This is a genomic window from Arthrobacter sp. StoSoilB13, from assembly GCF_019977255.1.
GTDB lineage: Bacteria > Actinomycetota > Actinomycetes > Actinomycetales > Micrococcaceae > Arthrobacter.
Window position 1 is genome coordinate 1,052,550 of record NZ_AP024647.1, and the last position, 20,950, is coordinate 1,073,499.

Here is a 20,950-nt window from a genome sequence, read left to right on the forward strand (position 1 = left end):
TTAGCCCTCCAGCAGTAGCCGTTGGGCGCGTGGTGCCAGTGTGTGCTCCAGGACGAGGCACGCCGCACCAATAGCGCCGACATCCTCGCCTACCCCGGAACCCACAACTTCTATGCCGTGGATCATGCGGGCCGCACTGTTTTCAGCGATGAGGGCCGGTACACGCTCCAGGAAGTACTTTGACATCCGCCCCCAGAAAGGACCGCCGAACACAACGCGTTCCACGTCAAGGGTGTTGGTCACCACCGAGACAGCACGGGCCACGAGGGTGGCTGACTTATCAAGGATGGCAATGGCTTTTTCATCGCCGGCGTCGGCTTTGTCGCACAACAAGGCGTAACGTTCCTGCACCTGCGGTCCATCTGCATCCTCGCCATGGCTGTCAAGCACACCGGCCGCCTCCGCCTCGGCCACCAGGACCTGCGGGATACACGAGGATTTCACACAACCACGGAGCCCGCAGTCACACTGGGGCCCCATCGGATCAACGATGATATGGCCGATCTCGCCCGCGTTACCGGACGTTCCACGGACCACTTCATCGTTCAAGACAATGCCGCAACCAATACCGGTGCCCATATACATGAAGACGAAACTGCCGGCACCGCTGGCACCGCCGGCCCAGGTTTCGGCCACTGCGGCGCTCGTGACGTCCTTGTCCACCAGCGTCTCCAGGCCGGTGGCCTCCGTGAGGGCCTCCCGGATGCGCACGCGGTTCCATCGAGTCAACAGCGGCGGCTCCACAACGGAACCTTCATCGAGGTCGATCGGGCCCGGGACGGCAACGCCGAGCCCGGCAATCTTGGATGCATCCACGCCCGATTCCTCAATGAGGACTTGGATCTGCTGGGCGATGCTCGCGATCACCGCCGCCGGGTCACCACCGGGAGTAGCCATCCGCGAATGCCTGACGACATCGCCCAGGAGGTCCAGGACAACGAACGTGATGACTGCAGGGTCAAGGTGGACGCCCACCGCATACATTCCCGATGGGTTCAGCCGCAGGATGGTCCGCGGCTTGCCTGGGCCTGTCCCCTCCTTGCCTGCTTCCACAATCAGGTGCTGGTCAAGCAGGCGACGGGAAATATTGGAAATGGTCTGGGGGGACAGGCCAACAATCTGTGCCAGTTCAACACGGCTGAGGCCGCCCGGGGACCTCCGGATCGCCTCGAGAATGACCGTCAGATTGAAGTCACCCATGCGGGGTAGATTCGTTCCGCGCCTCGGTGTGGGCTGCCGGATCTCAGTCACTGATTCCCCTAAGTCATTTTTGAAAAAACATCATGGTACTTCGTCTTTGTCTGAATCGTACGATACCCACGCTCACAGGGGTATGCGCACACGCAGGCACCGGAGTCAGGGCTTGGTAACGATGACACTAAATTCTATGTGAGAGCGACGGTCCGCTCATCCACGACGACTCCGCGTCACCGTGAACTTCGGGTTCCGGCCTTCCTCCACAGTGGGACCTATGAGGCGCTCAAGGGAAGGCCGGTATTGCAGATGGCTGTTGTACACAGTCCACAGCTCACCGCCGGGCGCGAGAACGCGCGCGGCCGCTTGGAACATCTTCAGGGCAGCGCCGGCATGCACGCTGGCTCCCAGGTGGAACGGTGGATTCAGCAGGACAAGATCCGCACTGCCTGGATCAAACGTGGACATGGCGTCGTCGTGGATCACGGAAACCCGGTCACCCAGCCCATTGGCTGCTGCCGTGGCCATTGCTGATGCCACAGCCGCCGCCGATTGATCAGTGGCCACGACGCCCGCAGTGGGCTGGTGCCGTGCAAACATCGTGGCAAGAATGCCTGTCCCACACCCCAGATCCACCATGCGTCGAACTTCCGGCATACGGTCCAGGAAGGTCAGGAGGTAGCGGGTTCCGATGTCAAGGCGCGCACCTGAAAAAGCAGCACCATGAGCGCAGACCGTGATCCCCAGTTCCGGTAGCTGTTCCACCACCGGGTAGGGAGGGTCGGTGGAAACCGGTTTGGGATTGCTTGCCACCAGCACCCTGGATTTCCGGCGCGCAAGCTGCGGTTGTACGGAGGAGAAATAGCGCTCAAGCACCCCGTTCATACCCAGGGACATGTGCTTGACGCGGCCTCCTGCGAGCAATACGGCATCCGGCGCCGCATAGCGGGCAACGGCGTCGGCGTTTTCCTCCAGCTCCGCCAGAGATTTCGGCAACTGCATCAACACCAGGTTCGCGCCCGCCAAGAGCTCCTTGCCCAATTCATGGGCGCTGAACAGACCCTGCAGGCCGGCTGCTTCCGCGTTGTGCTGGAGCGCCAGCCTTCCGGTGTAGAGGTCCTGGTTGACGCGGACATGCCCGACGCCGTTTCCCACCAAAGCGCCCAGTGTCAGGGCACCGTACCGGTCGCCAATGACAGCCATCCTTGTTTCCGGCCGGAGATAGTCCACGGCGGTTTCAAGGAGGAGGCGATCCGTGGCGTCGTATGCCTGGAGGTTGTCCGCCTCGACATCGGGGAACCTGCGCAGCCCGCCGAACAACGGCTCCAGTTCCAGTTCGGCCACCATCGCGTTCCCACTTTCCTAAAATTCGTTCGCTTTAGTGTCTCGACTTCATGGTGCGTTCGGAGGAATGTGGATGATGCAGCATGCCAAAGCACCTGTTGTCGCGACGGATTGCGAACCCAAACCCGTCCGACGGCAGGCACCGGTCCCGCCCAACCGACGAGCCAGGCCCCGGGACCACACTTAACCGGCTCCCTTCCTGAGAGCGAACCATGAGTGTCAATGTTGTCACGCAACTCCAAGTGAAATCACACAACTCCCCCGACGAAACGCGCACCCCGGACAAGACGAAGGTGGAAGTCGTCACCGTCGGAGAATACACAATCGGCCGGACCACCTTTGAACCCGGCTGGACTTGGGACGACTGCATCAAACCCGTAGTCGGAACCGAATCCTGCCAATTGAGCCATGTAGGTTTCTGCGTCTCCGGCTCCCTCGAGGTGGAAACCAACGATGGCGCCCAGGTTAGTATTTCCGGCGGTGACTCCTATTCGATCCCACCGGGACACCATGCCCGGGTGGTGGGCGATCAGCCCTTCCAAGGCATCGAATTCCTCAGTGCAGCCGAGTTCGGCGTCCGCCAGGAATAGGAATCCGTCCCGCCAACCCACGAATCCCGCCACGGGACCAGAAAGCAAAAGACCCCGCTCACCCGAGCGGGGTCTTTTATCCGAAGTGGAGCTGAGGGGACTCGAACCCCTGACCCCCTGCATGCCATGCAGGTGCGCTACCAGCTGCGCCACAGCCCCGGATCTTGTTGATTTCTTCAGGAAGATTTCCCTTCCCGCCGAAGCAACTCGTCAATACTAACCACAATCCCCCGAGAAGCGAAATCACGGGAGCGTGATACGCCTCACGGCGATGAGCGGGCATTTCTGCCCTGTATTCTCCCGCAGCCGGGGTGCGCTGGATCGCTCCACCGCACCTCCCCCCAAACGGCCACGCGGAGTCCCTTGGGCCAAGGCCGGCGCGACTCCTCTTGAAGTCTAGAATCACCGAAGGAATAAACCAAACCGTTCAGTCGGTTTTTCGGGCCCTAACTTATGGACGGTGGTAGCGTTGTGAGGTCCGGCGGCGCGTTCTACTGGCCGTCCCACAGTGAAACAAGTGAGAGGCTCCCCCACCGCCCATGCAGCAACGCGCGAAAGACACCCGCCTTTCCGTTATTGAAGGCGCCGCCCATGTCTTCACGGAAGTCGGGTACGGCAATGCAAGCCTGAGCGACATCACCAAGCGTGCCGGAGTCACCAAAGGGGCGCTCTACTTCCACTTCACGTCCAAGCGGGAGCTGGCTTTGGCCGTCATCCAGGAGCAGCATGCATTGGTCCTCGCGGCGGGTGCCGGCATCGTGGGCTCAAACATGACTGCCCTGGACAAGATCATCGGACTGTGCCGGATGTTCGGCCGGCAGCTGCTTGACGAAGCGATTGTCCAAGGCGGGATCCGCCTGACGTTCGAAGCCTCCGCCTTTGATGCCGATATTTCGGGCCCCTACCAGGACTGGATAGAAACAGTGGAGCAACTGCTCCGCCAAGCCCAAACCGAGGGGGCTGTCCGGCCCACGCTGGAGCCCGCCGCCTTTGCCCGCTATCTGGTTGCCTCCTTCACCGGAGTCCAGATGGTGTCCAACGTCCTGACTGCCCGCACGGACGTACTTCGCCGCATTGACGAGATGTGGGAATTCATGCTGCCGGCAATCGAAGCCGGCGCTGGCAGCTAGGCCGAACCACACAAAAAAGGCCCTGCCCTTCTTCATCCCGAAGAAGGGCAGAGCCTTAAGAGTGGAGCTGAGGGGACTCGAACCCCTGACCCCCTGCATGCCATGCAGGTGCGCTACCAGCTGCGCCACAGCCCCATATTCTTGCTGCTCCACGATCGACTTTCCAGCCATCCGCGCCGAAGCAACTCAAATATCTTAGAACAGCGTTTCCGAAAATTCCAAATCGGGCATATTCGGAGGCCGGCCCATGTTTAGAGCTCTGATTCCCCTGCTGGCGCAGCCTTTGCCGAGGCGTCATCCCCCAGTTCAAGGTCAACTACGGGGCAGTCCTTCCAAAGGCGCTCCAAGGCGTAGAAAACGCGGTCCTCTGCGTGCTGGACGTGGATGACGATGTCGGCGTAGTCCAAGAGCACCCAACGGCCTTCGGAACGGCCTTCACGCCGCACCGGGCGAAGGTCCTGCTTCATCAGCTCTTCCTCGATGCCGTCAACGATGGCATTGACCTGGCGCTCAGTGGGCGCAGAGGCAATCAGGAAGACATCAGTCAGGGCGAGCCGCTCGCTGACGTCAAGCGCAACGATGTCCTCAGCAAGCTTGTCAGCCGCCGCACGCGCGGCGTGACGGGCGAGGGTAATGGATTGTTCATGTGCAGACACGGGGACTCCTTGTTGTGGCCGTTGGCCTGTAAATGGCGTTAGCCGGGTTCTAGCGGAATTAGCCGCTGGTAATCATGATGATGCCGACGATGAGCGCGACAATACCCAACGCCAGGATGCCGAACTGCAGCAACCTGTTGCGCTGGGCCCGCGCCAGGCCGGCCGTATTGGCGTCCAGGGGGTCCAGTCCATAGGCCGCGCTGGCAGAAATCGGCGGACGCTGTGTTTCTTCAAGCTGTTCGTCGACGGCCGCTGGCCGCTTCCGGGCGTTCCTTGCCACAGCTTCGGCACGGGCGAGAACACCCGAACGGCCACGCGTGCCCTTTCCGTTCGCCGGCGCTTTGCCGGCATCAAGAGTGGGATCCGACGAGGTCACGAGAGGCACGAAAGTGGTACTGGGGCGCTTCATGACCGGACGTTCAATGCCGGGCACCTTGACGAACTCCAGCGGCGTGACCATGGCGAGATTGTTTGCAGTGGAGGGGCCCACTGAGACTCCCGAAGACTTCTTCCCCTCGGACACGCCCGCTGCCGGGGCCTTGGCTTCAGCCTGGTTCTGTTCGGCAAGCTTCTGTTTGGCCGCTGCCCGCTTGTTCAGCACTGCAGCTCGTTCGGCGAGGGCAATCTGCTGGGCGAGGACCTCAGGATCGACAGCCAGGGGATCCTGCTCGGCAATGTGCTCAAGCTTGGCGGTTTGATTCTGGACCTGGGCAGCGATCAGTTCACGGACCGCAAGTGCCTGCTCTACAGACATTTCAGATTCGGCAGTACCAGCGCTGGGTGCCGGAACCCCAGCGGAACCCTCAGCGGCGGCCTTGGTATCCACGGGATGGCCGGCTGGTTTGTCCGTTGGCTTCCCGCCCGGCATGGGAACGATGGGGTTGGCAGACGTGGCCACTTCTTGCTGGAGTTGCTGCAGGCGAAGCTGGCGACGTGTTGGCGGTCCACCGCCGGAGAGCTGCTCTTCCTTGTCCGCAAGCTCTTTGATGGTGCGCAAAGCTGCGCGGTCGCGGGCGCGGATTTGGGAGGACCGCTGCTGCGCGGTGGTACCCACTGCATCTACGGGAGCATCCGCCGCCCGACGATTCCGGCCAGTTACAGCATTCTCCGCGGCGTCTACTACCTTGTGTGGTGTAGCTTCCGCCTGCGGCTCTTGGTTCTCTTCGCGGGCGCGGCGAAGCTCACGCCTGCTGCGGATGGGTCGCTGTTCCTGGCTGCTCATTCAAAACTCATTCAGTACGTGCTTGGTCGTCTGATCCGGATAATGCGGGGGCCAGCTCCCCTGTCCCTGGCCGCGCGGTCCCGGAGTGCGGGGCGTACAGACCATACTTGGCGATGTACTGCACCACGCCATCGGGCACGAGGTACCAAACGGGGTTCCCGGCACCTACGCGTGTCCGGCAATCCGTTGAGGAAATCGCCATGGCTGGAACTTCCAGGAGGCTGACGTCTTCCCTGCCCATGCCGTCCAGTTCGTGGCCAGGGCGCGTTACACCAACGAAGTGCGCCAAAGACCAGAGTTCGTCAACGTCCTTCCAGGACAGAATCTGGGCCAAGGCGTCAGCGCCAGTGATGAAGAACAAATCAGCGTCGGGTCGCTGGGCCCTTAGATCGCGCAGGGTGTCGATGGTGTAAGTGGGTCCGGGACGGTCAACATCGACCCGGCTCACCGTGAACCTCGGGTTTGAGGCCGTGGCGATCACGGTCATCAAATAACGGTGCTCGGGTTTGCTGACCTGCTTGCTGGACTTCTGCCAAGGTTGGCCAGTAGGCACGAAAACGACTTCGTCGAGATCGAACTTGGCGGCAACCTCACTTGCAGCCACAAGGTGGCCGTGATGGATGGGATCAAAAGTTCCACCCATCACGCCCAGCCGGAGCCTGCGCTCCGACTCCCCGCGCGGAGTTGCGGCGATAATGTTAGTGGCCCTGCTTGTGGGTGTGCTTGTTCGGGTGCTGGCGGTGCGGATCCGAGTGCTCTTCCACAGCCTCGTGACGGTTGCCAAGGTTGGTGTAGGAGAGGGCAACGAACATCAAAACCAGCAGGAGGGCAAACATGCTGACTCCGAAGACCCACGGCTCGGCCCAGAGCGGGGCAGGCGCTTCGTGGCCGCCTTCTGTTTGGGCTGCTATGGACGTGGCGATCTGCTGAAACAGCATCTTCTCCCCTAGTTGGTTCTCAAGGATTTTCGACGGCGGGACTCCCCGCCGTTCCGGACTTCTGTTCTATGTTACCGCGTAGCTAACTGCGGATCTGGCCTTCGCCCTGCACGATCCACTTGGTGGTGGTGAGTTCGGTCAGGCCCATGGGCCCACGGGCGTGCAGCTTTTGGGTGGAAATACCCACTTCTGCTCCGAGGCCGAGCTCACCGCCGTCGGTGAAACGCGTGGAGGCGTTGACGATGACGGCAGCCGAGTCGATTTCAGCAATGAATCTCTCGGCGTTGGCCAGGTTGTTCGTCAGGATCGCTTCGGTGTGCCCGGTGGTCCACTTGCGGATGTGATTGACGGCATCATCGAGGTTGTCCACCATGGCAACGGCAAGGTCCAGGTCCATGTACTCGGTGGCCCAATCGTCGTCGTCGGCCGGAACGGTTTCAACGTCCTTGCCCAAAGCGGCAGCAATCCGCTCATCGACGTGGAGGGTGACTCCGGCAGAGCGAAGTGCAGCGGCAACGGCAGGCAGCACGGTGGAGCCCGAGTGTACAAGAAGGGTCTCTACGGTGTTGCAGACGCTGGGACGCTGCGTCTTGGCATTCAAAAGAATGTCAACCGCCATCTCTTCATTGGCCGATTCGTCGATGAAGATATGCACATTGCCTTCACCCGTTTCAATAACAGGCACGGCAGAGTTGGTCACGACAGTCTGGATAAGTTCCCGTCCACCCCGGGGAATCAGGACGTCAACGCGACCCCGGGCACGCATGAGCACGTTGGCGCCCTCGCGGCCGTACTGGTCCACGGTCTGCACAGCATCGGCAGGCAGGCCAACAGAGTCCAGGGCTTCCCGAAGGATCTGCACCAGGGCCTCATTGGTGTTCGCTGCAGCGGAACCACCCCGCAGGATGACGGCATTGCCGCTCTTAAGCGCGAGTCCGGCAATATCCACCGTGACATTGGGGCGGGCTTCATAAATAGCAGCAACAACGCCCATGGGGACGTTGACCTGGCGCAGGCGCAAGCCGTTGGGCAGCGTCTGGCCACGGACCACGTTGCCTACGGGGTCCGGCAGGCCAGCCAGGTTCTCCAAAGCAGCAACCAGCCCATCGATCCGGGCAGGTGTCAGCGTCAGCCGGTCAAGAAGAGCGGCAGATGTGCCATTGGCACGTCCTGCGGCAACATCCTTGGCGTTTGCTTCCAGCACGTGCTTCCGGCGCTCCTGAAGGGCAGCACCAATAGCGCGCAGGGCGCGGTCCTTCCACGCACGGTTGGCTTGACCCATACGGCGGGCGGCCTTGCGGGAGCGGTCGGCAATGGCATGGACGGCAGCCTGGACATCTTCCGGCGACAACGGAGCGCCACCTGCTACAGGGTTCTCCGGCGTTTGGCCGGCGGCACCGGAAACGTCGGAAATCACAGGGGCGTCAGGGGTCAGCGCTTCAGTCATGCTCCAAGTTTAGATGAGGGCGCAGCCTAAAGGAGTACGAGGTCGTCAACATGAACAACTTCGCGGTCGTATCCGCGGCCCATTGCCTGGCCGAGTTCCTGGGTGGAGCGTCCCAGCATGCGGGGAAGCTCCTCCGAGGAATAGTTCACCAGGCCGCGGGCAATCACTGTTCCGTCCAAAGCCACCATTTCAACGGGGTCCCCGGCTTCGAAGTCTCCGAATACGTCCGATATCCCCGCGGGCAGGAGTGACCTATGCCGGTCGCGCACTGCCTTCACCGCGCCGTCGTCGAGTATCAAGCGCCCGTGAACCGTTGCCAGGTGAGCCAGCCACAGGAGCCGGACGGGCTTGCGGCTGCCGTTGACGGCGAACCACGTTCCTACGTCCTCCCCTGCCAGGGCAGCTGCAGCATTGGGCGTCGAAGTCACCAGCGCGTGGATCCCTGACCCGGCAGCTATGGACGCCGCTTCCACTTTGGTCATCATGCCGCCGGTACCTACACCGGCCTTGCCTGCCTTGCCAATGGTCACGTCCTCGAGGTCCTGCGGACCACGAACCAAGGGGATGCGCTTGGCGCCGTGGGAGGGTGGACCGTCGTACAGGGCATCGACGTCGGAGAGCAGCACGAGTGCGTCGGCGCGCACCAGGTGTGCCACCAGGGCTGCGAGGCGATCGTTGTCCCCAAAACGGATCTCATGGGTTGCCACGGTGTCGTTCTCGTTGACGACGGGAACGACACCAAGGTTCAGCAGGCGGTCCAGGGCACGGAAAGCATTGGTGTGTTGCGTCCGGCGCATGAGGTCGTCAGCTGTCAGCAGGACCTGGCTGACCGTGACGCCGTGCGCGCTGAAAGCTTGCGTATAGCGCGCCATCAACAGGCCCTGCCCCACGCTTGCCGCAGCCTGCTGGGTAGCGAGGTCCTTCGGGCGCTTGGCGAGCCCCAGCGGGGCAAGACCTGCCGCGATGGCGCCCGAGGAAACCAGGATGATTTCAGTACCGGCGTTTCGTTTGTCAGCCAGCGCATTAACCAGCGAAGTCAGCGATTTCTCGGAAATGCCGCCCTTGATACTGGTCAGCGAGGACGAGCCCACTTTGACAACAATCCTCTTGGCGGTGGCCAGGGCCCTGACGCTCAAGAACCTCTGCGTCCGGAATTTCGACAGTCCTAGTCGTCATCACCGGTATCCAGGTGGCCTTCCGTTACGGGCTGGGCACGACGACGGCTGACGGACTCAGTCCAGATGCCAGCCTTGCGCTCGGCTTCGAGTTCAGCACGGGCGGCAGCCTTCGCTTCCCGGCGCTCAAGCTGTTCATCGCGCTTTTGCGAACGTGTGGGACGGTCGCCGATGTCCGCGACGCGGATATCGGTACCACGGGGAGTCGCCAGGAGCTCGGCGCCTGCCATCATGGTGGGCTCCCAGTCGAAGACCACGCCATCGTCCTCGCCGATGACCACCGTATCGCCGGGCTTCGCTCCAACCTTGAAGAGCTCCGTCTCGACGCCCAGCTTGGCCAGGCGATCGGCCAGGTAGCCAATGGCTTCCTCGTTGGTGAAGTCGGTCTGCTTGACCCAGCGGACAGGCTTCTCGCCCAACACGCGGAACAGCGGCTCGAGGTTCTTTTCCTCGCGGCGGATCCGGAATCCGCTCTCGTTGACGGCGCGCGGACGAAGGATGGGCGGGGCAACCTTGGGAGGGGCAGTCTCTACGGCATCCCGCGCAGCCTTGACGATCTCCGCCATTGCGAAGCCAAGCTGGCGCAGGCCCTCATGGCTGGTTGCCGAGACTTCGAAGACACGGTAGCCGCGTGCTTCGAGGTCCGGACGAACGAACTCCGCCATGTCCTTGCCATCCGGAAGATCCACTTTGTTCAGGACAACAAGCTTGGGACGCTCGTTCAACGGCACTACTTCGCCGTCTACGCCGGCGTAGCTCATGTCCACGGCGTACTTCTCCAGTTCCGCCTCAATGATGGCCAGATCGGAGAGTGGATCACGGTCCGATTCCAGGGTTCCGCAGTCCAGGACGTGAACCAGGGCCGCGCAGCGTTCAACGTGGCGCAGGAAGTTGTGGCCAAGGCCCTTGCCCTCGCTGGCGCCTTCGATCAGGCCGGGCACATCGGCGATGGTGAACCGGATGTCGCCGGCCTGGACGACGCCAAGGTTGGGAATGAGGGTGGTGAAGGGGTAGTCGGCAATCTTTGGCCGGGCAGCGGACATGGCCGCAATGAGGCTGGATTTTCCAGCGGAGGGGAATCCGACCAGCGCGATATCGGCGATGGACTTCAGTTCCAGCACGATGTCGCTGGATTCGCCTTCAATGCCCAGTAGCGCGAAGCCGGGCGCGCGCCGCTTTTGCGAGGACAGTGAGGCGTTTCCGAGACCGCCCTGGCCTCCTGCCGCGGCAACATACTCCGTGCCTTCGCCCACGAGGTCAGCGAGGACCTCGCCGTCCTTCGTCTTCACCACGGTGCCGTCCGGCACGGGGAGGATCAAGGTTTCGCCGTTCTTGCCGCCACGCCAATCACCCATGCCAGGGCCACCGTTGGTGGCGTGGCGGTGGGGGGCGTGGTGGTAGTCAAGCAAGGTGGTGGTCTGCGCCGACACCCTAAGGATGACGTCTCCGCCGTTGCCGCCATTGCCGCCGTCGGGTCCACCGAGAGGCTTGAACTTTTCCCGCTTGACAGAGACACAGCCGTGGCCGCCGGTTCCGCCGGATACGTGCAGGACTACCCGGTCTACAAAGCTCGCCACGTGAATCTCCTCTTGCTGTTGCCAGCGCTGTTGCATAAACCAGAGCGCCATGGGCGCCCTAATCGATTGTAATGCGGTTAAAAGAACGGTGGAGCGGGCCGTTTGGCCCGCTCCACCGGTTCAGAACTTGTTGTTACTCTGCAGCTGCAGCAGCAACGATGTTCACTACGCGACGTCCGCGGCGAGTACCAAACTCAACCGCACCGGGCCTCGAGTGCGAACAGGGTGTCGTCGCCACCGCGGCCGACGCCTGCACCGGGGTGGAAGTGGGTTCCGCGCTGGCGAACGATGATCTCGCCTGCGGAAACTACCTGGCCACCGAAACGCTTGACGCCGAGGCGCTGTGCGTTGGAGTCACGACCGTTGCGAGTGGAGCTCGCGCCTTTTTTGTGTGCCATGTGAAATGCCTGCCTCTAAATTTCTGGGGAAACTGAAAATCTGAACAGAGTAACGAAAGTTACTTGATGCTCGTGATCTTGATCTTGGTCAGTTCCTGACGGTGACCCTGGCGCTTCTTGTAGCCGGTCTTGTTCTTGAACTTCTGGATGACGATCTTGGGACCGCGAAGGTCCTCAAGGATCTCAGCCGTGACCTTGACCTTGGCCAGGTCCGCAGCAGCGGACGTGACCTTGTCGCCGTCAACCAGGAGCAAGGCGGGCAGCTCAAGCGTGCTGCCGGCTCCACCGGGGACGCGGTTAAGCGTTACGTAGTCTCCAACGGAAACTTTTTCTTGGCGGCCGCCTGCGCGGACAATCGCGTACACCACTTGGGTACTCACTTCTCTCGACGTTTCTTACTAAATTTGCGTGCGGAACCTTGAACCGGAATCAGGCTTGGTTCGCGCTGTGCCTCAACGCCGTGGACTTCAGATCGAAGCCCGCGAGTCATCCCATGAACAATTCCAAGGGGCATAACCCAAGTGTTGGCGTAAGCACCGAAGATCAAGATTACGCTAGTTTGACCTTCAGCTGCAAATGAGGCCGGGTCCGGAGGCTATCGGGTGACTTGCATCACCAGTTGTAACGGACTCTCCCGGCACCGTGCCCATACAGCCTACAGGGTTTGGGCGGGAATGCTGCGATTTGGCTGGCGACGCGCGGGAGTTTCGTCGATCGGCTATGCAGAAACCACGGAAATCGAACTCAGGCGAAGAGCCTTGGCGCATCAAAGAAGGCCGTCTCGTAGCGGCAAGAGTGTGTAAAGGCCTCAACCATGGCCTCGCGTTCCTGCGCAGAGGCCTTGAGGGCGGCTGCGTCCGTAAGGTCGATCGCTTTGCGGGTTGCGGCAGCAAACTCCTCGTCGGCGTAGGTCTTCAACCAGTCGGCGTACGGGTGGTCGCCGGGTGCGCCTGCATCCACGTAGGCCGCGTGGAGTTGCCGGCCTACCTCCGCGTACAGCCAGTAACAGGGCAGGATTGCTGCGAGCAACACAGCGTAACTGCCGGACGCGGAAGTGGCCAGGAGGTGGTCCACGTACGACTTGGTCACGGGTCCGGTCTGCGTCGGAGCCGGGCGCGTGCTCAGCCAGTTCCGATGAAGCTCGGACTCGACCTCAAGGCAGGTCTGTGACGCCTTGGCCCAGAAGAGCTGCTCTTCCTCAGTGGGGGCAAGGGCACCGGCGCGGGCCAGAACCCGGGAATAGCCGTTGAGGTAGATGGCATCCTGGGCAAGGTAGTAGTTGAACTCGGGCTCAGGGAGCCTCCCCGACTGCAGGCCCTGGATGAAGGCCAGGCCGTAGATTGCGTCCAACTCCGGCGTGGCTTCCGCCCAAAGTCGCGCGGCAAAATCGCCGGACCGGCCAGCAGGATTCCGTGTCGGCTCCAGATGGTGAAAGTGCTGGATCGGCCCGCTGCCCCTGCCCACGTCGAGCCCGTCGGCCGCAGAAAGGGCCTGCAGCAGCCACGGCTTAACCTCCCGCAGTGACGCTTCCCAGTCACCTCTGCGGGCCTGCACCGTGGCCAATGCCGAGGAGAGCGAACAGCCCGTTCCGTGGCTGTTCCGGGTATCCACGCGGGGACCGGCCACCTCGATAACGTCCTGCCGCAGCAAGCCGCTCGTATTGACCAAGGCATCAGGACATTCCGCTCCTGCCAAATGGCCACCCTTCACCAGGATGGTCGTTCCACATTCGGCAGCCAGACGCTTGCCTTGGTCAAGGGCAGTGGCCCAGTCCGGGGCGTCAGGCTCCCCCAGCAACATAGCCAGTTCGGGAAGGTTGGGGGTAACGAGATCCGCCAAAGGCAGGAGGCTGCGCAGGGCGGCTTCGGCGTTCCCACGCAGAAGCCGGTCGCCGCTGGTGGCCACCATCACCGGGTCAAGGACCACGACGGCGGGACGCACGTCTTCGAGCCAGCTGCGGACTTCGTGGATGACGGACGCGTCACCCAACATCCCGATCTTGACGGCATCAATCTCAATATCGCTGCTGACGGCATCCAGTTGCTGGCGCAGGAACTCCACGGGCGGAACATGGACTGCACTGACTCCAAGGGTGTTCTGTGCCGTGAGCGCCGTGATGGCAGCCATTCCGTAACCACCGTGCGCAGCAATGCTCTTCAGGTCTGCCTGGATCCCTGCGCCTCCGGACGGATCCGAACCGGCAATGCTAAGCACCCGCGGATGTTGCCGGGCAGCCACGGGTCCGCCAACGCTACCGGCGGGGTCAAGGGGGTAGACAGGGGAACTCGACAATGAAGCCATGATGGACATCCCTTCGCCGGTGCTAACCGGACAGGTTCAACGGGTCTGGATCTCAGCCAGGCCCAGCGCCCGGCACCCCGTGTCAGTTTCCTAGCGTAGCCGGGAAGTCCAGCGGTCCGGGAACCGGGCCTGCTTGGGTGCATGGATGTGACTGCCGGCGACAAAAGAGTCCCGCAGTATCCGACGACATCGGATACTGCGGGACTCTTTCAATACGTCATCAGTGCTGACGTGCTTACAACTCCGAAGCTGGAACTCCTACGCCGAGGATGATGGGCTCGTCAGCTGCCTTCTTTTTGGCAGGCTCTTCCGCTGCCGGCGCTTTGGCCTCGTGGGCCGTTCCACCCGCGGCTGCGGCAGTTACCTCGTGGTGCTCCACGCTGGTTTCGTTTGCGGCACCCTGTGCCCTGCTCGCGCTACGGTTCCTTCGGCCTCGACTTCCACGCGAACGCGAAGAACGATCGTTCTGACCGTCGGTGGCCGCAGCACTGGCAGCGGAGGTAGTGGCAGCGGAAGTTTCGGAAGCCGCGGCAGGTCCGGAAACCGTATCCACAGTCTTTTCCTCGGCAGCCGGTGCAGCACCGAGGTGCGAGAACGCCTCCGCCAGCAGGTCCAGGCTCATGGCCGGCTTGCCCGCAGACGGTTCCTCATGGTGCTCCACGAATGGAAGCGCCACTTCTTCGCCACCGAAGCGCAAAACGGGCGTGGACCGTGCCTCCCGAACCGCTGCTTCATGGCTGGCGGCATCAGCTGCGGCCGCTCCCCCGGCATCGCCGGTTGCCGTATCAGACACGGATTCAGCCGTGTCGTGATGCTGACCGGCCGCGCGTGCCAGTTCCTCCGCGCGGTGAACTTCGTCGTCGTGCAAGTGCGCGGCATGCGCTGCAGCGGCGATGGTGGCAAGAGCCGCCCTGGTCGCCTCGGCCCTTCGCCTGGCGAACGGGGTCAACCGACTCCTTGCCACTTGGCGCAGCTACCGGGGCGGCAGCGGTGCTGTGGGTGGAGACTGGTTCCTCGGCTATCGCTCCCCCACCTTTCCCACGGCGACGCTTGCGTTCATTCCGGGCAGCAGGCTGTTGCGGTTCTGTGTGTGGACGGTGGTGCTCGGCGGCAACTACGTTGGCGCGTCGGTGTTCCACGGGCTCATCATGGGTGACGACGCCGCGTCCGGCGCAGTGCTCGCACTGCTCACCGAACACTTCAAGCAAGCCTGTGCCCATGCGCTTGCGTGTCATCTGCACAAGGCCAAGCGACGTCACTTCAGCCACTTGATGCTTGGTGCGGTCACGGCCCAGGCATTCCACCAATCGGCGGAGCACCAGGTCACGGTTGGATTCAAGGACCATGTCGATGAAGTCGATGACAATGATGCCGCCGATATCGCGCAGGCGCAGCTGGCGAACTACTTCCTCGGCCGCTTCAAGGTTGTTCTTGGTGACGGTTTCTTCAAGGTTTCCACCGCTGCCGGTGAATTTACCCGTGTTGACGTCCACCACGGTCATGGCCTCGGTGCGGTCGATGACAAGGGAACCGCCGGACGGCAGGAAGACCTTGCGCTCCAGAGCTTTGTGGATCTGTTCGTCGATCCGCCAGGCCGCAAAAATGTCCTGGTCCTTGGTCCACTTTTCAAGGCGGCCCACCAAATCGGGAGCAACATAGGTGACGTAAGCCTCAATGGTGTCCCACGCGTCGTCGCCGGAAACAATCAGCTTGGAAAAGTCCTCGTTGAAGACATCCCGGACCACCTTGATGGTGAGGTCAGGTTCGCCGTAGAGCAGTTCGGGTGCCAGCACCTTGGTGGAGGACGCCTGGCCTTCAATGCCTTCCCATTGCGCGCGCAAACGGTTGATGTCGTGCGTCAGTTCTTCCTCGGAGGCACCTTCAGCGGCCGTGCGCACGATGACGCCGGCGTTCTCAGGCAAACGGTCCTTGAGAATGCGCTTGAGGCGGTTGCGTTCGACGTCGGGCAGTTTGCGCGAGATGCCGGTCATGGAACCGCCAGGCACGTACACAAGGTAGCGGCCCGGGAGGGAAATCTGGCTTGTGAGGCGCGCGCCCTTGTGGCCAACAGGATCCTTGGTCACCTGCACCAGGACAGAATCACCGGACTTGAGGGCATTCTCGATCCGGCGCGGCTGTCCCTCGAGATTGACGGCGTCCCAGTTGACTTCGCCGGCGTAAAGAACGGCGTTGCGCCCGCGTCCGATGTCCACGAAGGCAGCTTCCATGGACGGCAGAACATTCTGGACCTTGCCCAGGTACACGTTGCCGATCAGCGAATCCTGCTGGGTCTTGGACACAAAGTGCTCGGCCAACACGCCGTCTTCAAGGACCGCAATCTGGATTCTATCGTCGCGCTGGCGGACGATCATCTGGCGATCCACGGACTCACGGCGGGCAAGGAACTCAGCCTCTGTGATCACCTGACGGCGGCGTCCGGTCTCGCGGGACTCGCGGCGGCGCTGCTTCTTGGCCTCTAGCCTGGTGGAACCCTTAACACTGGTAACCCGGTTTGACGGGGGCCGTCTCAGTGATCGGGCGGGGCGCGCGGACACGGGTCACCGTGTTGGGCGGGTCATCGTCCGAGCCGCCAGTCAGTTCAAGGTCCTGATCACCCCGGCGGCGACGCCGACGACGACGCGACGTGACGCCCTCTTCGAGCGCTTCCGCTACCGGAGCATCTTCTTCATCCTCAGCCTCAGCGCCGTCCTCGGAATCGGTCTCATCGCGTTCAGTCCCGCGGCGGCCACGCCGGCCACGGCTACGGCGACGACGACGGCTGCTGGAATCCTCCAGCTCGTCAGTTGACCCGGCTTCCGGAGTTTCTGCTTCAGACTCTTCGGCCTTTTCCTCTACGGCGGGGCGGGCAACGGTGCTCAGATCAGGGGCCTGGAAGATCATCGAGGTAATGGAGACAGGTTCCAGGAACAACGACGTTGAACCGGGGGCGGACTCCTCGGCAGCTTCGGCCTCTTCCTCGGCGGGAACGTCGCCCTCCACGGGAAGGTCGCCCTGGGTAGCCGGCGCAGGCTGGGACCCCGCATCCGGCGTCGTGATTTCTTCATTGGCTTCCACGGCGGAAGACGCTTCGGGGGCTGGCGCCTCCGCGCCGACCGTTGCCTCAACGTCCTTGGGCTTGGTGGTCCGACGACGGCGGACCGGCTTTTCGGGGGCAGGTTCGGCATCGGTTTCCGGCTGGGACGCTACTCCGGCCTGATCGTCAAAACCCGGGAGGGGCTCGGCAGGCACCGTTGTCTTGCGCGCACGGGTACGGCGCGCCGGCGCCTTCACAGCTGCTTCGGTCGGTTCAGTGCCCGTGGCTTGTTCAGTGCCGGCGGCTTCCTCAGCACTGGCTGTTTCCACTGCTTTGGGCGCAGCCTTGCGCCGTGTCCGGGTGGTCTTTTTGGGCGCTTCCGCAGTTTCCGCGGGAGCTGCCTCTTCATTAACGGCTACAACCTGGTCATTATCCATATGTGGCAACACTCCTGCCCCAGCGACGCCGCCACATCCGGCGCCCAGTGGGGCAAATATTTGTCAAAACCCTCAGGCGTTGACAGAAGTCGGTAGTATTCCTTCCGGTTCGCACCATCATTGGGGTGCGGCAGCCCTGGAAGGCCGGTAGCTTTGCTCTGAAACCCGTTGTTCTGCTGCCACAACCAGGTGCCGTCCATTGTCATGGCGGGCTTACCGAGGATCACGTGATCCGGGCAGGCCCTGCTCATACTGGCGGTCTTGGGAACAAGTCACCGGACCGGATTCCGAATGTGGATCGGCTTCCAGCCATGTTCATTCTCTCACACCCCCGCACATTCGAAGGGTAGGGGGCTGTGTCGCACAGTGTGGAAAGTGCTGGTGCTGGCTGGAGGCTGCATCCAGTCTCCGGCGTTACAATCCTGACAAGAACCGTTCCCGGCCCGGCCGGGTCACTTGTTGTAAAGGATTGCGTCCGCGATGCCAAGCACCGCCAGGGAAAACCTGGCCAACCAAGCCTCCACCCCCATGGAGGATACGTCCACCAAGGCAGGTTTGCTGCCTAAAGCAGTCCGCGACAAGCCGTTCGCCTGGCTCCTGCTGATCACCGGCGTCATCGGCTGGCTGGCTTCCGGGGCGTTGGTCCTTGAGAAGCTGGAAGTACTCAAAGACCCCAACCACATCACGCTCTGCGATGTGAATCCCTGGGTTTCCTGTGGCGCGGTGATGCAAACACCGCAAAGTTCGGTCTTCGGGTTCCCCAACATGTTCATCGGCATCGTCGCCTTTGCGGTGATCATCACCACTGCCATGGGCCTCCTGGCCGGGGCGAAGTATTCACGCGGGTACTGGCTGGGCTTGCAGACCGGCGTAACCCTGGGGTTCGCCTTTGTGGTGTGGCTGTGGTCGCAGGCCCTGTACGTCATCAACGTGCTGTGCCCGTTCTGCATGGTGGTGTGGGCCGTGATGATCCCGATGTTCGTATGGGTGACCATCCGCAATATCGCCCATGGCGTCATCAAGGCCCCACCGGCACTGGCCAAGGTCTTGGGTGACTCCGGCTGGATCATCGTGGCGTTGCTTTATGTGGCCGTCATTGCCACGATCTTCTTCGCCTTCATCCACGTCTTCGCAGGCACGTCGGGTTACTAAACTCTTCGCGAGATGACACTTAAGGCCAATGTTCGTGATGAACATTGGCCTTAAGTGTCACTTCGGCGAGGGGTACCTAGCCGGCGAACCAGATCTTGATCTCACGCTCGGCGGAGTCAACGGAGTCAGAGCCGTGAACCAGGTTCTGCTGGACTGCCAGGCCCCAGTCACGGCCGAAGTCGCCCCGGATGGTGCCCGGTGCAGCGGTGGTGGGGTCCGTGGTTCCTGCCAGGGAGCGGAAGCCTTCGATCACGCGGTGGCCTTCAAAGACAGCTGCGATGACCGGGCCGCTGAGCATGAACTCAACCAGGGGCTCGTAGAACGGCTTGCCCACGTGTTCCTCATAGTGCTGCTCCAGCAGCTCGCGGGTCGCGTTGACCTTCTTCAGCTCGGCCAAGGCGTAACCCTTGGCTTCGATCCGGGCGAGGATGCTTCCGCTGAGGTTGCGGGCCACGCCGTCGGGCTTGATCAGGACAAGGGTCCGTTCAATGCTCACAGTTGCTCCAATGTGGTTGGTGGGTGGGTTTCCCAGCCAGTTTACGGGGTTTTACGAACCAGCCTCGTCACGGTGCGTGGCGTCCCATTCGGCCTGCTCCCGGTCGCGTTGTGCCACTTCACGGTCGATCCTCATCCCCGTTCTGATTCCGTACCACCAGCAGATGGCGAAGAGGACGCCAACGATGAACATCATGGGCTCTGCAATCCCCGTCAGGATCAGGAGGAGCTGCAGCCCCCAGCCAAGGCCGATTCCCCAGGGCTTGGACAACACCGCACATGTGAGGACAAGCACTACGCTCAGCGCGATTCCCACACCCAGGATGATTCCAGGAGCAACTTCCCCGCGCCTCAGCCCGAAGACCACCAAGGTGCCGAAGAAGGCCACAAAGGCTTCAAGCAGCAGCACCGTGGAAGCGAACATTACCTTGGTGGATCGACGCTTCCTGGGCATGCCCGGCCGCCATTCACGCTGGGCCTTGGTCAGCCTTGCCACTGTCAGGCACCTTCCTTTCCAAGCAGGATGCGGGCCTCAGCCACCAGGGTGATGGAGCCGGTGACCAGCACGCCGCCGGCAAGGTCATCGTTGGACTCGGCCCGTTCAACGGCCCACTCCAGTGCGTCATCGAGCTTCTCAGCGATGTGGACGTTGTCCTCGCCAAAGCCAAGATCGACGGCGAGTTCGGCCAGTTCCGCTGCAGGGACAGCCCTCAGTGAGTTGGACTGGGTGAAGCAGAATTCATCGGCAAGATCGCCAAGTTGTTCCTTGAGTGTCTTCAGGATCTCCTCAGCGTCCTTCTCCCGCAGGACTCCAACGACGACCACCAGCTTGCTGAAGCTGAAGGCCTCGTGGATTGCCTCGGCCGAAACACGGATCCCTTCCGGGTTGTGGGCAGCATCCACCACGATCGTGGGGGCGGTCCGCACCACTTCCAGTCGGCCAGGTGACGTCACATTGCCGAAGGCTTCCTTCAGGACGTCGATGTCCAGCTCTTTTTCTCCTCCACCGAAGAAAGCTTCCAATGCAGCAACCGCCACGGCGGCGTTCTCTGCCTGATGTGCACCATGCAAGGGAAGAAGGAGGTCTTCGTAGCGGCCTGCGAGGCCTTGGACCGTAAGGACCTGGCCACCCACGGCGACGCTGCGCGACTCGACGCCGAACTCGACGCCTTCAAAGCGGAACGGTACGTCTACTTCCCGGGCCTTTTCCAAGAGCACCTGCGCCGCATCCACGGGCTGGGCGGCGCTTACCAGGAAGCCGCCCGGCTTGATGATGCCGGCTTTCTCGTAGGCGATGTCCTCGGTCGTATCGCCCAGCAGGTCCGTGTGGTCCAGGGAAATCGGTGTGATGACGGAAACCTGGCCGTCTCCGACGTTGGTGGCGTCGGTGATGCCGCCCAGTCCCACCTCAAAGACCGCCACATCCACGGGCTGGTCAGCGAAGATGGCGAACCCGAGGATCGTGACGCATTCGAAGTACGTCAGCCGCGGCTGGTTGTCGGCAAGGAGCTCGTTGTCAACGATTTCCAGGTACGGACGGATTTCATCCCAGATTCGAACAAATGTCGCATCCGATACCGGCTCACCATCTATGCTGATGCGCTCCGTGACCTTGGAAAGGTGCGGGCTGGTGTAACGGCCTGTGCTGAGGCCGTGGGCACGGAGCCCGGCCTCGATCATGCGCGCAGTGGACGTCTTACCGTTGGTACCGGTGATGTGGATGATCGGGAAAGCCTTGTTGGGCTCACCCAGCACGTCCATGGCACGGAACAGCGGAGCCAACCGCGGTTCCATTTTGTTCTCCGGCGCGCGGCCCAGGAGTTCGGCGTAGACGCTCTCTACCGAGAATTCGTCAGTCAT

Annotated in this window: 17 protein-coding genes, 2 tRNA genes, 2 pseudogenes and 1 riboswitch; of the genes and pseudogenes, 3 read left to right on the forward strand and 18 right to left on the reverse strand. The window is 62.1% G+C overall.

Going from position 1 to position 20,950, the window contains the following annotated elements; translation table 11 throughout:
* Both LDP01_RS04955 and LDP01_RS04960 read right to left on the reverse strand, forming a co-directional pair.
* Complete coding sequence (locus LDP01_RS04955; protein WP_224090650.1) at positions 1-1,200, reverse strand: ROK family transcriptional regulator; 1,200 nt, start codon at positions 1,198-1,200, stop codon at positions 1-3.
* 207 nt (positions 1,201-1,407) lie between these two features.
* Positions 1,408-2,538 carry a methyltransferase gene (locus LDP01_RS04960; RefSeq protein ID WP_527249063.1) on the reverse strand — a complete coding sequence of 377 codons (1,131 nt, stop codon included), beginning with the start codon at positions 2,536-2,538 and terminating at the stop codon, positions 1,408-1,410.
* Positions 2,539-2,750: 212 nt separating this feature from the next.
* Here LDP01_RS04960 and LDP01_RS04965 point away from each other — a divergent pair, with 212 nt between their 5' ends.
* Positions 2,751-3,128 (forward strand): cupin domain-containing protein, encoded by a 378-nt coding sequence (locus LDP01_RS04965; protein WP_224090654.1) that lies wholly within the window; start codon positions 2,751-2,753, stop codon positions 3,126-3,128.
* Between the two features lie 86 nt (positions 3,129-3,214).
* Here the strand turns inward: LDP01_RS04965 and LDP01_RS04970 are convergent.
* Positions 3,215-3,287 (reverse strand) — tRNA-Ala (locus LDP01_RS04970).
* 380 nt (positions 3,288-3,667) lie between these two features.
* Here LDP01_RS04970 and LDP01_RS04975 point away from each other — a divergent pair.
* Complete coding sequence (locus LDP01_RS04975; RefSeq protein ID WP_224090656.1) at positions 3,668-4,258, forward strand: ScbR family autoregulator-binding transcription factor; 591 nt, start codon at positions 3,668-3,670, stop codon at positions 4,256-4,258.
* 62 nt (positions 4,259-4,320) lie between these two features.
* On the opposite strand, the gene LDP01_RS04980 is transcribed toward LDP01_RS04975, so the two are convergent.
* From LDP01_RS04980 to LDP01_RS05035, 12 genes and pseudogenes are all read right to left on the reverse strand, one after another.
* A tRNA-Ala gene (locus LDP01_RS04980) sits at positions 4,321-4,393 on the reverse strand.
* A 116-nt stretch (positions 4,394-4,509) separates the two neighbouring features.
* Positions 4,510-4,914, reverse strand: coding sequence for a ribosome silencing factor (gene rsfS, locus LDP01_RS04985; protein WP_216925495.1), 405 nt, complete (start codon positions 4,912-4,914; stop codon positions 4,510-4,512).
* A 58-nt stretch (positions 4,915-4,972) separates the two neighbouring features.
* Positions 4,973-6,136 (reverse strand): hypothetical protein, encoded by a 1,164-nt coding sequence (locus LDP01_RS04990; protein ID WP_224090658.1) that lies wholly within the window; start codon positions 6,134-6,136, stop codon positions 4,973-4,975.
* Between the two features lie 7 nt (positions 6,137-6,143).
* A complete protein-coding gene (gene nadD / locus LDP01_RS04995) occupies positions 6,144-6,830 on the reverse strand; it encodes a nicotinate-nucleotide adenylyltransferase (protein ID WP_224091037.1) in 687 nt (228 codons plus the stop codon).
* Positions 6,831-6,834: 4 nt separating this feature from the next.
* Positions 6,835-7,074: a hypothetical protein gene (locus LDP01_RS05000; protein WP_224090660.1), complete on the reverse strand. Its 240-nt coding sequence runs from the start codon at positions 7,072-7,074 to the stop codon at positions 6,835-6,837.
* Positions 7,075-7,156: 82 nt separating this feature from the next.
* Positions 7,157-8,521 carry a glutamate-5-semialdehyde dehydrogenase gene (locus LDP01_RS05005; protein ID WP_224090662.1) on the reverse strand — a complete coding sequence of 455 codons (1,365 nt, stop codon included), beginning with the start codon at positions 8,519-8,521 and terminating at the stop codon, positions 7,157-7,159.
* Between the two features lie 26 nt (positions 8,522-8,547).
* Entirely contained in the window at positions 8,548-9,657 is a 1,110-nt protein-coding gene (gene proB / locus LDP01_RS05010; protein ID WP_224090664.1) for a glutamate 5-kinase, read from the reverse strand.
* Positions 9,658-9,686: 29 nt separating this feature from the next.
* A complete protein-coding gene (gene obgE / locus LDP01_RS05015) occupies positions 9,687-11,273 on the reverse strand; it encodes a GTPase ObgE (RefSeq protein ID WP_224090675.1) in 1,587 nt (528 codons plus the stop codon).
* A gap of 133 nt (positions 11,274-11,406) precedes the next feature.
* A pseudogene (gene rpmA, locus LDP01_RS05020) lies at positions 11,407-11,671 on the reverse strand (50S ribosomal protein L27).
* Between the two features lie 59 nt (positions 11,672-11,730).
* A complete protein-coding gene (gene rplU, locus LDP01_RS05025) occupies positions 11,731-12,039 on the reverse strand; it encodes a 50S ribosomal protein L21 (protein WP_207616561.1) in 309 nt (102 codons plus the stop codon).
* A gap of 376 nt (positions 12,040-12,415) precedes the next feature.
* Entirely contained in the window at positions 12,416-13,972 is a 1,557-nt protein-coding gene (locus LDP01_RS05030; RefSeq protein ID WP_224090677.1) for a bifunctional hydroxymethylpyrimidine kinase/phosphomethylpyrimidine kinase, read from the reverse strand.
* Positions 13,964-14,062: riboswitch (TPP riboswitch) on the reverse strand. (Overlaps the previous gene by 9 nt.)
* A gap of 145 nt (positions 14,063-14,207) precedes the next feature.
* A pseudogene (locus tag LDP01_RS05035) lies at positions 14,208-17,564 on the reverse strand (Rne/Rng family ribonuclease).
* 407 nt (positions 17,565-17,971) lie between these two features.
* Here LDP01_RS05035 and LDP01_RS05040 point away from each other — a divergent pair.
* Complete coding sequence (locus LDP01_RS05040; protein WP_497947057.1) at positions 17,972-18,595, forward strand: vitamin K epoxide reductase family protein; 624 nt, start codon at positions 17,972-17,974, stop codon at positions 18,593-18,595.
* A gap of 76 nt (positions 18,596-18,671) precedes the next feature.
* On the opposite strand, the gene ndk is transcribed toward LDP01_RS05040, so the two are convergent.
* The 3 genes from ndk to LDP01_RS05055 are packed head-to-tail and all read right to left on the reverse strand — an operon-like array spanning position 18,672 to position 20,950.
* A complete protein-coding gene (gene ndk, locus LDP01_RS05045) occupies positions 18,672-19,091 on the reverse strand; it encodes a nucleoside-diphosphate kinase (RefSeq protein ID WP_216925485.1) in 420 nt (139 codons plus the stop codon).
* A 51-nt stretch (positions 19,092-19,142) separates the two neighbouring features.
* A complete protein-coding gene (locus tag LDP01_RS05050) occupies positions 19,143-19,586 on the reverse strand; it encodes a DUF4233 domain-containing protein (protein WP_224090684.1) in 444 nt (147 codons plus the stop codon).
* Between the two features lie 2 nt (positions 19,587-19,588).
* Entirely contained in the window at positions 19,589-20,950 is a 1,362-nt protein-coding gene (locus LDP01_RS05055) for a bifunctional folylpolyglutamate synthase/dihydrofolate synthase (protein WP_224090686.1), read from the reverse strand.

What these genes read in the sequence shown, in the direction of transcription:
- LDP01_RS04990 (WP_224090658.1), bottom strand. Translation starts at nt 6,136, where the DNA reads ATGAGCAGCCAGGAACAGCGACCCATCCGCAGCAGGCGTGAGCTTCGC.
- LDP01_RS04955 (WP_224090650.1), bottom strand. Translation starts at nt 1,200, where the DNA reads ATGGGTGACTTCAATCTGACGGTCATTCTCGAGGCGATCCGGAGGTCC.
- LDP01_RS04975 (WP_224090656.1), top strand. Translation starts at nt 3,668, where the DNA reads ATGCAGCAACGCGCGAAAGACACCCGCCTTTCCGTTATTGAAGGCGCC.
- LDP01_RS05055 (WP_224090686.1), bottom strand. Translation starts at nt 20,950, where the DNA reads ATGACTGACGAATTCTCGGTAGAGAGCGTCTACGCCGAACTCCTGGGC.
- LDP01_RS05000 (WP_224090660.1), bottom strand. Translation starts at nt 7,074, where the DNA reads ATGCTGTTTCAGCAGATCGCCACGTCCATAGCAGCCCAAACAGAAGGC.
- LDP01_RS05030 (WP_224090677.1), bottom strand. Translation starts at nt 13,972, where the DNA reads ATGGCTTCATTGTCGAGTTCCCCTGTCTACCCCCTTGACCCCGCCGGT.
- LDP01_RS05005 (WP_224090662.1), bottom strand. Translation starts at nt 8,521, where the DNA reads ATGACTGAAGCGCTGACCCCTGACGCCCCTGTGATTTCCGACGTTTCC.
- LDP01_RS05040 (WP_497947057.1), top strand. Translation starts at nt 17,972, where the DNA reads ATGGAGGATACGTCCACCAAGGCAGGTTTGCTGCCTAAAGCAGTCCGC.
- LDP01_RS04965 (WP_224090654.1), top strand. Translation starts at nt 2,751, where the DNA reads ATGAGTGTCAATGTTGTCACGCAACTCCAAGTGAAATCACACAACTCC.